General features: G+C 47.8%; 16 protein-coding genes and 1 riboswitch. Of the genes, 12 read left to right on the top strand and 4 right to left on the bottom strand.

Annotated elements, in window-relative coordinates; all coding sequences use genetic code 11:
- The first annotated feature begins 4 nt into the window (after window positions 1-4).
- From ABEA66_RS32925 to ABEA66_RS32900, 6 genes are all read left to right on the top strand, one after another.
- Complete coding sequence (locus ABEA66_RS32925; RefSeq protein ID WP_345594274.1) at window positions 5-1,465, top strand: sensor histidine kinase; 1,461 nt, start codon at window positions 5-7, stop codon at window positions 1,463-1,465.
- A gap of 13 nt (window positions 1,466-1,478) precedes the next feature.
- Window positions 1,479-2,165, top strand: coding sequence for a response regulator transcription factor (locus ABEA66_RS32920; RefSeq protein ID WP_079909399.1), 687 nt, complete (start codon window positions 1,479-1,481; stop codon window positions 2,163-2,165).
- Between the two features lie 84 nt (window positions 2,166-2,249).
- On the top strand, window positions 2,250-2,507 hold the full coding sequence (locus ABEA66_RS32915) for a YqkE family protein (RefSeq protein WP_345594271.1): 258 nt from the start codon (window positions 2,250-2,252) through the stop codon (window positions 2,505-2,507).
- Window positions 2,508-2,621: 114 nt separating this feature from the next.
- Window positions 2,622-3,986 (top strand): MATE family efflux transporter, encoded by a 1,365-nt coding sequence (locus ABEA66_RS32910; RefSeq protein ID WP_345594269.1) that lies wholly within the window; start codon window positions 2,622-2,624, stop codon window positions 3,984-3,986.
- Window positions 3,987-4,111: 125 nt separating this feature from the next.
- Entirely contained in the window at window positions 4,112-5,182 is a 1,071-nt protein-coding gene (locus ABEA66_RS32905; RefSeq protein ID WP_345594267.1) for a stalk domain-containing protein, read from the top strand.
- Between the two features lie 179 nt (window positions 5,183-5,361).
- Window positions 5,362-5,562 carry a cysteine-rich CWC family protein gene (locus ABEA66_RS32900; protein ID WP_345594264.1) on the top strand — a complete coding sequence of 67 codons (201 nt, stop codon included), beginning with the start codon at window positions 5,362-5,364 and terminating at the stop codon, window positions 5,560-5,562.
- Window positions 5,563-5,584: 22 nt separating this feature from the next.
- Here the strand turns inward: ABEA66_RS32900 and ABEA66_RS32895 are convergent, their stop codons facing one another.
- Both ABEA66_RS32895 and ABEA66_RS32890 read right to left on the bottom strand, forming a co-directional pair.
- A complete protein-coding gene (locus ABEA66_RS32895) occupies window positions 5,585-5,740 on the bottom strand; it encodes a hypothetical protein (RefSeq protein WP_192701777.1) in 156 nt (51 codons plus the stop codon).
- A 17-nt stretch (window positions 5,741-5,757) separates the two neighbouring features.
- On the bottom strand, window positions 5,758-5,928 hold the full coding sequence (locus ABEA66_RS32890) for a hypothetical protein (RefSeq protein WP_345594261.1): 171 nt from the start codon (window positions 5,926-5,928) through the stop codon (window positions 5,758-5,760).
- Window positions 5,929-6,196: 268 nt separating this feature from the next.
- Window positions 6,197-6,353, top strand: a riboswitch (FMN riboswitch).
- 146 nt (window positions 6,354-6,499) lie between these two features.
- On the opposite strand from ABEA66_RS32890, the gene ABEA66_RS32885 reads away from it, so the two are divergent.
- From ABEA66_RS32885 to ABEA66_RS32875, 3 genes are all read left to right on the top strand, one after another.
- Window positions 6,500-7,495, top strand: coding sequence for a DMT family transporter (locus tag ABEA66_RS32885; RefSeq protein ID WP_079909404.1), 996 nt, complete (start codon window positions 6,500-6,502; stop codon window positions 7,493-7,495).
- 242 nt (window positions 7,496-7,737) lie between these two features.
- Window positions 7,738-8,685, top strand: a complete 948-nt coding sequence (gene trxB / locus ABEA66_RS32880; RefSeq protein WP_345594257.1) for a thioredoxin-disulfide reductase — start codon at window positions 7,738-7,740, stop codon at window positions 8,683-8,685.
- 21 nt (window positions 8,686-8,706) lie between these two features.
- On the top strand, window positions 8,707-9,147 hold the full coding sequence (locus ABEA66_RS32875; protein WP_079909406.1) for a Dps family protein: 441 nt from the start codon (window positions 8,707-8,709) through the stop codon (window positions 9,145-9,147).
- Between the two features lie 217 nt (window positions 9,148-9,364).
- Here the strand turns inward: ABEA66_RS32875 and ABEA66_RS32870 are convergent, their stop codons facing one another.
- Window positions 9,365-9,550 (bottom strand): hypothetical protein, encoded by a 186-nt coding sequence (locus tag ABEA66_RS32870; protein ID WP_345594255.1) that lies wholly within the window; start codon window positions 9,548-9,550, stop codon window positions 9,365-9,367.
- 125 nt (window positions 9,551-9,675) lie between these two features.
- Between ABEA66_RS32870 and ABEA66_RS32865 the strand changes: the two genes are divergently transcribed.
- Window positions 9,676-10,002, top strand: coding sequence for a YnfA family protein (locus ABEA66_RS32865; RefSeq protein WP_079909408.1), 327 nt, complete (start codon window positions 9,676-9,678; stop codon window positions 10,000-10,002).
- Here the strand turns inward: ABEA66_RS32865 and ABEA66_RS32860 are convergent.
- Window positions 9,999-10,907 carry a LysR family transcriptional regulator gene (locus tag ABEA66_RS32860; protein ID WP_079909409.1) on the bottom strand — a complete coding sequence of 303 codons (909 nt, stop codon included), beginning with the start codon at window positions 10,905-10,907 and terminating at the stop codon, window positions 9,999-10,001. The two genes, ABEA66_RS32865 and ABEA66_RS32860, sit on opposite strands and share 4 nt — an antisense overlap.
- Before the next feature lie 130 nt (window positions 10,908-11,037).
- Here ABEA66_RS32860 and ABEA66_RS32855 point away from each other — a divergent pair, with 130 nt between their 5' ends.
- Window positions 11,038-12,129: a branched-chain amino acid aminotransferase gene (locus ABEA66_RS32855; RefSeq protein WP_079909410.1), complete on the top strand. Its 1,092-nt coding sequence runs from the start codon at window positions 11,038-11,040 to the stop codon at window positions 12,127-12,129.
- Between the two features lie 16 nt (window positions 12,130-12,145).
- Entirely contained in the window at window positions 12,146-12,616 is a 471-nt protein-coding gene (locus ABEA66_RS32850; RefSeq protein WP_345594248.1) for a low molecular weight protein-tyrosine-phosphatase, read from the top strand.
- Window positions 12,617-12,854: the final 238 nt, after the last annotated feature.

Genomic DNA, 12,854 nt, shown 5'->3' with positions numbered 1-12,854 from the left:
ACTAGTGTCCATACGTTTTAAATTATTGCTGTCTTATGCGGCAATGCTGATCATTCCGCTGATTCTCATCCTTATGACCACTCTTTTGCTTGTCATTGTATACCGGGGCGATCTACAAAATCTTCATGATGTGTATGGGTCCGAGTCGATTCCTTTCACCGGTCACCAGACGGAGCGATTGATGAAGGAGCTGCGAAGGAATACCGAGAGCAATCCGGTCGTTTTCAAAGATAGGAGTTATTTGAATGAAATGGCACAGGAGCTTGCCGCGAACGGTTCCGGTTTGGCGGTGAGGAAGGATGAGCAGTTGACTTATGTATCCGAGGAGTTTGAACATTCCGAGCTATTGAATCAGCTGCCGTCCTTTGAAAGAGCTGGCCACAGGGAAATAGTGCCGACCAAGCGGGTAGGCAATGAATTGTATTCGATTGTACAAATGGATTTTTGGTATGCCGATTCGCATCCGGGAACGGTTTTCATCCTGAGCAAGGTAAGTCCTTTCGTTAATTTTGCACGCAAATTTTTTCCTGCACTGTTCGTTTCCATGCTCGTTATATTAGTCGTTACGAATGGTTCGTTGACCTATTTCGTTTCAAAGAGCATTATTGTCCCGCTCCGGCAGCTGGAAAGAGCGGCTAAGCGAATTAAGGAAGGCGATCTGGACTTTCAGGTGCGGTTGAACGGGCGCGATGAGATAGCACAATTGGGGCTCGCATTCGAAGAAATGCGGCATCAGCTTCAGCAGTCCATTCAAACCCAGCTGCAATATGAAGAGAACCGGAAGGAACTGATCTCGAACATTTCTCATGATTTGAAAACACCATTAACGGCCATTCAAGGCTACGTCGCCGGAATTCAGGACGGGGTAGCGGATACGCCGGACAAGATGAATAAATATATTCAGACCATATCCTCCAAAGCAGGGGAAATGGGGCGTCTGATCGATGAGCTGTTCCTGTATTCCAAGCTGGATTTGAAACGGCTTCCGTTTCAATTTGAATCCGTTCATGCAGCGGCTTTTTTGCAGGATTGGGCGGAGGAGCTGCAGTTCGAGCTGGATAAAAAAGGAATACTATTCGAGACAGATCTTCAAGTATCGCCAATAACACAGGCTTCCATTGATCGGGATAAGCTCAAACGAGTGATCTCGAATATTATGGATAACTGTGTGAAATATATGGATAAACCGGAAAAAAGGATTGGATTGCGGGCTTACGAAGCAAATGCCTCCATTGTTATTGAAATATCGGATAATGGAGCGGGCGTAGCTCCGGAAGCTTTGCCACATATTTTCGACAGATTCTATCGGGCGGAACAGTCGAGGAATCAGCTTACTGGGGGAAGCGGATTGGGGCTTGCCATAGCCAAACAAATCATAGACGGACATGGCGGACATATAGAAGCTCAAAGCGTGCTGGGGCAAGGGACTCGGATCACGATGACCCTGCCCGCCAAGATCAAATAAAGATGGTGCTGAGATGAAACGTATCTTGATTATTGAAGACGAACAGTCGATAGCGGAGCTGGAGAGAGATTATTTGGAAATTAACGGCTTTAGAGCCGATATTGCCATGGATGGGGAAGAGGGCTTGAGGCTCGGGCTGCATGGAGATTATGATTTGATCATTCTTGATCTTATGCTGCCCAAAGTGAACGGCTTTGACCTATGCAAGCAGATTCGGGCGAAGCGCGACCTGCCGATGCTGATGGTCACGGCCAAGACGGACGATGTGGACATGATCCGGGGGCTGGGGCTCGGTGCGGATGATTATATTACGAAACCGTTCAAACCGCTCGAGCTGGTCGCAAGAGTCAAAGCTCATCTGGCCCGGTATGAGCGTCTTATCGGCAGTAAGAAATCTACAGACCTCATCGTGATCCGCGGATTGGAGATCGATAATGAAGCGCGCCGGGTATTTCTGAATGAACAGGAAATCTCGCTGACGAATAAAGAATTTGACCTGCTTTATTTTCTTGCCAAGCATCCGAACCGGGTTTTCAGCAAGGACCATCTGTTCGAAAGGATCTGGGGTGTAGATTCCCTCGGAGATACTCAGACGGTGACCGTTCATATCCGCAAGCTGCGGGAGAAGATAGAAATGGACACCAATAACCCTCAATACATTGAAACGGTATGGGGGGCGGGATACCGGTTTCGGGTTTGACATTCGAAGAGCTTGGGAGTACCATACCTTTAAACGAAGTTATCCTATTATCTGATGATGCATAAACAGGCAAGAGGTGAGGACATGGTCAAAAAAAGACAACCTGCTGCTAAGCCGGAAGCAAGCGATAAACCGGCAACATTGAAGGATTTGCTGAATCCGGAGATAGTGAATAAACTGAAGTCGCAGGCTGACGATATGAGAGCCAAAGAAGCTGAACAGCGGGAGAAAAACCGCAAAGAGGCGGAGGAATCGCGTAAAGCGGAGCAGAAGCGTCTTGAGAGCGACTTTGGCTACCTGCTGGAGAACAGCGGGATGGATTGGCGCAAATTTAAATCCTAACTTGCATTCGTTAACGGTTTGACGTAAAAGCTAAGATTAGGTACAATGGGATGCTGAAGAAGGGCGTAGGCCAACGCTCTTCTTTTTTTGTGTTTGGAAAGGAGAAGGGGTTATATGCAGCATGAATCTACATATAAGGGGAAAATCATTCAGTTTTTTTCGATTCTGGGTCCGATTCTGATGACGCAAATCAGCCTGAATCTGATGACTTTATTCGATACGATGATGTCAGGCAGAGCAGGCACTCATGATCTTGCAGGCGTGGCTATAGGAGCAAGCCTGTGGATGCCCGTATCCGTGGGCTTGAACGGCATTCTGCTTGCGGTGTCACCCATGGTCGCCCAGCTATATGGCAAGGGGGAGCTGCGGCAAATCTCGAAGACCGTAACCCAAGCGCTATACTTATCGCTGTTGTTGGCTGTAGTGATTGTCATTGCGGGCGGATTTGTTCTGAATCCGATCTTGACCGGCATGAATTTGGAGCCGGCCGTTCATCACATTGCCAAGCACTATTTGATAGGGCTGTCGATCGGGATTATTCCGTTATTCCTTTCGAGCGTGCTCCGATACTTTTTTGATGCGCATGGCTTAACGAGAATTTCGATGTCCATCATGCTGATCGCTGTGCCGGTGAATGTGCTTATCAATTACTTGCTGATCTTCGGAAACTGGGGCTTTCCCAAGCTGGGAGGAATCGGGGCGGGTTATGCGACAGCCATTACATATTGGCTCATTTTCTTCATCAGCATCTGGATGACGTTCAAAGTAGAGGCGATGAGAAGGTACCGGTTATTTGCAGAATGGTTCGCACCCTCCTGGAAAGCATGGAAGGAGCAGCTCAAGATCGGCGTTCCGATGGGGCTTTCCGTATTTTTTGAAGCGAGCATCTTTTCCGTCGTTACGCTGCTGATGGGCATGATGTTTAATACAGTTACCATCGCAGCTCACCAGGCTGCTATTAGCTTTACGACCCTCTTGTTCATGATTCCGTTAAGCATCTCCATGTCTTTGACGATTATTATTGCTTATGAGGTGGGGAGCGGAAGATACAAGGATGCAAAGCAGTACAGCCGTTTCGGGGTGCTGATGGCTATCGGCATTTTGGCGGTCAGCTCGATCTTTTTGTACGTGTTCCGCGAACAAATCGCATACTTTTATACCGATAATCCGGAGGTAGTGCAGCTGACCAAGCAGTTCCTTCTTTTCGCTATCGTCTACCAGCTGTCCGATGCGGCTCAAGCTTCGCTGCAGGGGGTGCTCCGCGGCTATAAGGATGTAACCTTCCCCTTTATTATCGCATTGGTTGCGTATTGGGTCATTGGTATGCCGACCGGCTATGTACTGGCTGCATACACGGATTGGGGACCGTATGGCTTTTGGCTGGGGATTACCATAGGACTTACCTTCGCCGCGTCGGGCTTTTATCTGCGTCTGCTTCGGGTTCAGAGAAAGTATAGCGGGCGTGCAGCGGGGAAATAGACTTTCGGAGAATCAGAAGAGTCGGCAAGTCTAGTATAAAAGACTTAAATAGAAAATATTGGTTACAAATACATCCTCTGCTGATATAATAATAGGAAATCTATCCTATTAGAGGAGTGTGTGCATTGAAAAATAGATTAAAAGTCCTGGCATTTGGCGCCATTCTGCTCATTTCGTCACAAAGCGCGGTTTATGCCCAGCAATCACAACAGATCGATGTTGGCTTTAATCAAATCACCGTCAAGGTCAACGGGGAAACCGTGAACAGCAATAATATTCTTTATCAGGGGACTACGTATATTCCTATTCGAGATGTAGCTGCTATGCTGGGCATTGCCGCAAACTATTATGATAAAACGAAAACAGCCTATATTGGACAAATAGGTGCAGGCGAATTTTCTCCCGGGAACTCAGATATAGCTTCATGGGATGTCGTGAAGCCCGCGACTCCAAGCCATGATCCGATCATGCCCAAGAAAAATGATAAGATAGCGGTAGATTTAAATACCGTTAAGGTAAAGGTTCATGGCAAAGAAATTGCACAAAACAACATTTTATATAATGGTACTACCTATGTTGCTATGAGGGCTGTGGCTGAGTCACTCGATATGCCGGTGGCATTCGATGAAGTAACTTCAACTGCATATATAGGGCAAAGAAAGGAAAGGGACTCCTCAGAGCTTCCTGCAGAAACTAATGTTACCGAGCCGGAGCCTCCTGCAGAAACTAATGCTCCTGAACCCCAGCCTGTCGACACTGCAACGGGAAGCGGACTTTATGCAGTTCCAGCAGAAGGTGATATGGCGGGCTGGGAAATTTTAAAAGGACATGAGTATGAAGATATAGCCAGAATTTATTTTAAAAACAATAGTAGAGGTACTATCATTTCTATCCAGGTTCAGATTGAAGATGCACGAGATTTTGATCCTGATCAAATCATCCAGTGGACCGACTCTAACGGAAAGAAATTGCAGGGAAAGCTTTCGAATGTACATAAACTATTTGCTGAATTCAATAACTCTCTTACATCGGACTATTTTGAAAAAACCTTCGGTGATGTTTACATTAGCTGGATGGAGGTCAGAGGAGTCCCTGCGGATATGCTGGTTGAGAAATACTTGAAAGAAAGCGGTAAAATTGAGAAGCCAAAGAGCAATATCACGTTGACGCCGGATTTGAAAGTACAGACTAAATAGCCTGCCGCGGTGGATGAAATCAAATAACTCATTAAGCGAGACTACGCTGGCTTCGGTATATTACCGTCGTCAGCGTAACTTTTTTTATATGGAATCAACCTTCATTCCTATTTGTAATATGTAGTGATATCAAAGGGAATCAGAAGGTTACTCAAATTTCCGATACGAGGGGGATGGGGATGAGCAGCGATCTTCATAACGGAAAGAGATGCCCTTTATGCGGCGGTGTGAATGAATGCAGCGTCGGCAGCGGCGAATGCTGGTGCTTTCATACCAAGGTTCCTCAAGCCTTGCGGGACCAAATCCCGGCAGCGTTGAGGGGCCAAGTGTGCATTTGCCGCAAATGCGTGGAGGCGTACCAAATAAATAAAACCACCTAATTATAGGCGGTTTTGAAGGTTATCAGTTGCCGTCGAGACTAGCTCTGCAGGTTTCAGGCGTAGTCCTCTCCGATTCCTCGATAAGCTGGTTGTAGGCTTCAAGCTCTTCCGGGGTATTCAACACATCGGTAGCATCAGAGATGGCCCGCACTTGTTTTCTTGCTTGCTCTTTATCCAACGAAAGAGTCCTCCTTGTTATCGCTCAAAATTGGATGCCGGATTACCGAACGCATCCATCTTCTCATCTCCAATGATGTCGACGTAGGGCTTCACACCTTCCGGAACTGATCCCGTGTCGGTGGCTTCGATTTCTTTTTCAATCAGGTCGTCTTGTCGATTGTTGTCCATAGCTTCCTCCGTTTTCATTATTGCTCCTGCTTTCTTAGAATCTGCATCGGTGCTCTTGATTATTCCGGGGCATCGAGCGATAGGCTCTGAGGGATGAGTTCAGCTAGGAGGACAAAGGACACGGCAATCTTTATTAGGGTATTGCTTTTATTTATATAGTTGCTATATAATTCGTTTAAGGAAGTTCGTATCGACCCAATTTGTAATACAAAGCCTCTTTTGCCTGAACCGTGTTGATTAATGAAGCACCATAAGACATATGAGGAATGGAAAAAATAGAATATTGGTCGATCTTCGGGGTAGGGTGAAATTCCCAACCGGCGGTGAAAGGCAAGATTATTGCCTGCAGCCCGCGACTCGTTAATCTGCTTAAATTGGCAATTAACGACTGATTTGGTGAAATTCCAAAGCCGACGGTACAGTCCGGATGGGAGAAGGTCAGAACAAGCGTGTATTTCTGGTACGTTTATTTTCGTATGAAAATTTTTCCAGATCCATGCCTGTTTAAGTACGCCCCGTTGTCACATTGCTGATAACGGGGCTGTCTTTCTTTCGAAGCTTCCTTTTATAATAACAGGAGGTTATGGGGATGGAACACACATTGACAGCATCACCGGAAAGTCCGGAACGATCTAAGCCTGGCAGCCGGAGCGGGGTATGGCTCGTAGCGCTAGGAGCCGCTTTATGGGGAGTAGACCCCTTGTTCCGAATATTGCTTCTGAAATTTTTCACATCATCGCAAATCGTATTAATGGAGCATCTCATCCTGCTTTTATATTCCGTACCGGTGTTATGGATATATCGAAGCAAAATCCATGGCTTGACACTCAAGCACATTGTCGCGCTTATATTTATCTCTTGGGGCGGTTCCGCCATTGCAACGATCATGTTTACCTCCGCTTTTGCTCATGGCAACCTGAACGGTGTCCTGCTGTTGCAGAAGCTTCAGCCGTTATTCGCAATTCTGATGGCTAGATGGATCTTGAAGGAGAAATTGCCCGCGAAGTTCTCCATCTTTATTGTGATGGCTCTTGTGGGAACCTATCTGCTAACCTTCGGTGTATCGTTTCCGTTCAATGGACTATCGGAATTCGGGGTCGTAGGAGGCCTGCTATCTATAGGAGCAGCTGCATTATGGGGCGGCTCGACCGTCATGGGACGGCTGCTGCTGGATAAGCTGCCATTCGAATCAGTAACTGCACTTCGGTTCATTCTTGCGCTGCCGCTGCTGTTCTTCACAACCTGGTTAGGCGGAGAAGCATGGCACTTCCCGACTCAGGCCGGCGATTGGGCGGGCGTATCGATTAACCTGGTGCTGCAAGCCTTCTTGCCCGGTTTGTTCAGCCTACTGCTGTATTATCGGGGGTTATCCAATACGAAGGCATCTTTTGCGACATTGGCAGAGCTGTTTTTCCCGGCTATCGGCGTTTTTGTCAACTGGCTCGTCTTTCATCAAGCCATTACAATGGCACAAATCGCAGGCTTCGTGCTCATCTGGTTCATGCTGTTTCAGCTGTCCCGGCAGCAGGATGGACTGGAATCCAACGTGCCGGTGCAGCCGAAGCTGGCGAGAGAACGATCTTAACAGGAATACTTCAACCGTATCTTACAAGGTACGGTTTTTTATTTTTTACGCAAGTCTAATGCTCACCTTTTTTTTATGAAAATGGATCTGGAATCCTTCTGGAAATCTCTTCATGAAATATTCATAGTGTCTTCATCAGATCTTCATGAAACTTACTCAGCAGAGTGTTAAGATACATTTACCAAATCAATTTTAGACATAGTTTAAATATAAACAAAGAACAGCTTAAGGAGGCGCTCTTTATGTACAAAACAGTGATAATTGGAACAGGCCCAGGGGGATTAACTTCTGCAATCTATTTGGCAAGAGCCAATCTGAACCCGTTGGTGATCGAAGGACCGGAGCCAGGCGGTCAATTAACGACGACGACAGAGGTCGAGAACTTCCCGGGATTTCCTGAAGGAATCATGGGACCGGAATTGATGGCGAATATGCGTAAGCAGGCAGAACGATTTGGCGCTCAATTCAAAACCGGCTGGGTAAACAAAGTCGATTTCTCCAAACGTCCGTTCACCCTTTGGGTGGAAGGCATGGGGGAAATTCAAGCCGAGTCGGTTATTGTATCAACCGGGGCTTCCGCCAAATATTTGGGCATTCCGGGCGAGAGAGATAATGTCGGCCGCGGTGTCAGCACCTGCGCAACCTGTGACGGCTTTTTCTTCCGCAATAAAAAAATCATCGTGGTCGGCGGCGGAGATTCCGCGATGGAAGAGGCGAACTTCCTGACCCGATTCGCATCGGAAGTGATCGTGGTTAATCGTCGGAACGAGCTGCGCGCATCGAAAATTATGCAGGACCGCGCCAAACAAAACCCTAAAATCAGCTGGAGCCTAAACCGGACCCCATTGGAAGTCGTTAGTGGAGAGCAAGGGGTAACGGGTCTGAAGGTCAGAAATAACGAGACAGGCTTAGAGGAAATTATCGAGACGAACGGGATCTTCATTGCCATCGGCCACACACCGAATACCAAGTTCCTCGATGGTCAGCTGACTATGGATGATCATGGTTATTTGCTGGTGAAGCCAGGCACAACCGAGACGAACATTCCAGGCGTATTTGCCTGCGGAGACGTACAAGACAGCCGCTACCGCCAAGCTATAAGCGCGGCAGGGACAGGATGTATGGCAGCCCTGGATTGCGAACGTTTTTTGGAGAACGCAGAGTCCGGACTTCAAGCCGTACAACATTAATCATTTAGGAGGGATATCATCATGAGTACGAACCTGAACGAGATCTTAAACCGTCAAATTGCTAACTGGACTGTGCTGCATATCAAGCTGCATAACTTTCATTGGTATGTAAAAGGCCATCAATTCTTTACGCTCCATACCAAGTTTGAGGAGCTGTATACGGAAGCTGCTCTGCATATCGATGTATTGGCTGAACGGCTGCTGTCACTCGGAGGCAGCCCGGTGGCGACGCTCCAAGGCGCATTGAAATTAGCCTCTGTCCAGGATGCCGAAGGGGGAGAGGATGCGGAACAAATGGTAGAGAAGCTTGTTCAGGACTTCCGTGTCCTGATTGAGGAGCTGAAGGCCGGTATGAAGGCTGCGTCAGAGCAGCAGGATGAAACAACAGGAGATCTGCTGTTGGGCATTCATGCCGGACTGGAGAAGCACGTATGGATGCTGAACTCCTTCCTTGGCAAGTAACTCAGCCGAAGCTTGCTTTCCAAGCAGTCAAAAGCTGCCCCGATGATAGTTATTATCGGGCAGCTTTTTTATTTTCACTAGACTTGGCAGCGTACCGAGATCATCGGATGTGAAACGGCAGCTCGGATCGCTTGAAAAATACATAGAAGATCGTTATTTTCATAGGCAAGATGTCGAATCATGGTGTAAAATAAATATATAGCGCCTTTGGCGAAAGTCAGTATCTATGCTCCTGAGGCATTAGTCCAAGAGCTGCGCTGGTCGTAATGTTTTCAATGGGAAGCGCATCCGGGTTTTCAATCTCTGTACGCGTGATAGGGGCGTGCTTGATTTCTTCAGCCTCGCCTTCCGTCAGCTTTCGGTCGAATTCATGCTCGAGCTTCTGAAGCTGCTCATTATTCACTTGTCATCCTCCTTCCTGTACCTAGAGTAGGCAAATCAGCAGCTTTTATACTTGGAGATAAGCCTTGCTGGCGAAATACAAGTGATGACCAAAATGAGATAGAATGCATAATAAGGAGTAGAGTCATGATGTTTGCCATCGTCTTATTTGTTCTTGCCGGGTTGGCCGAAATCGGAGGGGGTTACCTGGTATGGCTCTGGCTTCGCGAATCCAGGCCGCTTAGTTACGGAATCGCCGGAAGCCTGATTCTGGTTGTGTACGGAATCCTGCCGACCCTTCAAAGCTTTCCCAGCTTTGGACGTGTATATGCCGCTTACGGTGGCGTCTTTGTCGTTATGGCGGTGTTATGGGGATGGATGGTCGATAAAAAAATCCCCGATCTATACGACTGGATCGGCGCAGCCGTCTGCATCGTCGGGGTATCTATTATGCTGTGGGCTCCAAGGGGTTAATCCTCCTGCGGCTGATTGTCCGAGAAAATGTCGATGAAACGCTGGGCGGTTTTAGACAAATAGCGGTCCTTCAGCCATAATAAGCCGACATCCGATTGAAACGCCGCATCCCGGATGGTCAGAACCTTGACATTGGGAAGCGGGAAGGACGCCATGACCGATTTCGGGAATACCGTAGCTCCGATGCCTGCTTCGACAAGCGCCATAATGATGGCTACGCTGGAGCATTCGCATATGACGGTGGGCTCGAAGCCGTGACGGCGGCACTCATTCATTACTTTCTCGTGCAAGCCGGTCGTTTTATCCGTTTTGAGCGTCAGGAAGGGATAATTGGCCAGCTCAAGCATGTCCATCGAATCTTTGCCGGGGTCCGTACACCAGCTGCTTGGCAGAACCGTTACGAACGGGTCTGAAGGAAGCGGCAGGACGGAATAAGGCTGAGATTCGGAAGCGGATTCGAACGGCAAGCGGGCCACAACCAGCTCGATCTGTCTTTTTTCCAGATGGTAGCCCAGCAAATAATGATCCCCCTCCAGTATTTTGAAAGTGACCCGGGGATTTAACTGGCGAAACCTCTCGATTCGAGGGGGAATAAGCGATATGCAGGACACGACGGAGCCTATAGCCAGCATGCCGCTCATGCCTTCTTCGAGCTCTTTGACCTCTTGAATGGTTTCGTTGAATTGCTGCAGCAGGCTTTCGGCTTTGCGCTGAAGCAGCTCACCGGCATGCGTCAGACTCAGCTTATTGCCATTTCGGTCGAACAAGGTGACATTGAGCTCCTGCTCCATAAGCTTTAACTGCCGGCTTAAAGGCGGCTGCTCCATGTTCAGAGCCTTGGCGGCGCGGGTAATTTGGCCTTCGCGGGCGATAGCGAGAAAATAGCGTAATTGTCGGATATCCAATGAGCTCTTCCTTTCTTTCTCAATACCTAATAGGTATGGGAACCCCATAAAACAGATATTTTTAATATACCTAATCAAGTGATACGATTCAACTAATAAGTAAGATAATTATGGTAAGGGGATGTTATCTATGTCGAATGTTTCTATCAGAATCGAACGTACAACAACACCAAAGCAAAAGCCGGATGAGGCGAAGCTTCCTTTCGGTAAATATTTTACGGACCATATGTTCATTATGGATTATGAAGAAGGCCGCGGCTGGTACGACCCTCGCATCATTCCATATCAGCCTATTATGATGGACCCTGCTGCAAAAGTGTTTCATTACGGCCAGACCGTATTTGAAGGGCTTAAGGCATATAAAGGCTCCGACGGTAAAATTCTTTTGTTCCGTCCGGATCAAAACTTCAAAAGACTGAACCGTTCCAACGAACGCATGAGCATCCCGGCCATCGACGGCGAGGTTTGCCTCGAAGCGCTGAAGCAGCTTATCCAGGTGGACCAAGACTGGATTCCTTCTCTGGAAGGCAATTCGTTATATATTCGTCCGTTCATCATTGCCGACCAAGCTACCTTGGGGGTATCCCCGTCGTTGAACTATAAATTTATGATCATCATGTCTCCGGTTGGCGCTTACTATGCGGAAGGCATCCATCCGGTAAAAATCTATGTCGAATCCGACTATGTTCGTGCCGTAAAAGGCGGTACAGGTAATGCGAAGACTGCAGGTAACTATGCAAGCGGCTTGAGAGCGCAGGAAGAAGCTACAGCCAAAGGGTACTCCCAAGTACTATGGCTTGACGGCGTTCACAAGAAGTATATCGAAGAAGTGGGCAGTATGAACGTGTTCTTCAAAATTAACGGCACGGTCGTTACTCCGGAGCTTAGCGGCAGTATTTTGGACGGGATTACCCGGAATTCGATGATCCAGCTGCTTAAGCATTGGAATGTTCCTATCGAAGAGCGTCAAATCAGCATCGATGAAATCGTCGAAGCTCATAAGAACGGAACCTTGGAGGAAGCGTTCGGTACAGGAACGGCTGCGGTAATCTCGCCTGTCGGCGACCTGTATTACAACGGACACCAAATGATCATTAATAACGGTCAAACGGGAGAGCTGTCCCAGAAGCTGTATGATACATTGACTTCCATTCAACAAGGGAAAGTACAAGATCCGTTCGGCTGGATGCTTGAAGTGAAGCAGCAAGCACTTCAATCCTAAAGCGGAGGATCATTCCATGATTCGCGTTCTGTTCGTATGTTTAGGAAATATATGCCGTTCACCGATGGCGGAGGCTGTTTTTCGCGCTAAAGTCAAATCGGCCGGTTTGGGCCATAAGATCGAGGTGGACTCGGCCGGAACGGGAGACTGGCATGTCGGTCATCCGCCGCATCAAGGCACCCGCGGGATACTGGACCGGCATCGCATTGACTATAGCGGAATTCAGGCACGGCAAACAGGACCGGCCGATTTCGGCCGATTCGATTACATCATTGCCATGGACTCCAGCAATATGAGCAACCTCAAGGCGATGATGCCGTCCGGCTCCAAGACGGTACTGAAGAAGCTGCTGGAGTTTGTCCCTGACCGTTCGGTCGAAGATGTACCCGATCCTTACTATACGGGGAACTTTGATGAAGTATATGATATGGTTAGCGAGGGTTGCGACCGTTTGCTAAGCTATATCCAAGAGCACGAGGCGCTATAAGATGTGCCGATAGTCCATAATAAAAAAGCTTACATCACATCTGGTATTATCCCCTTCAAGTAGACACTCAAAAAAACCTTCATGTTATCATGGAGGTTCAAGTGCCACTTGGAGGGGATTTTTTTATGGCTAAAAAGGGACAAACATTCCAGACGTATACAGAAGATTTCAAATTGAAGGCAGTCATGGCTTATTTGGGAGGCTCATCGAGCTACAAGGTGGTAGCTGAACGAGAAGG

Source organism: Paenibacillus vulneris (genome assembly GCF_039543185.1).
Taxonomy (GTDB): domain Bacteria; phylum Bacillota; class Bacilli; order Paenibacillales; family NBRC-103111; genus Paenibacillus_S; species Paenibacillus_S vulneris.
Note: the sequence above shows the minus strand (reverse complement) of the source record. Positions and strands in the feature narration are given on the sequence as shown.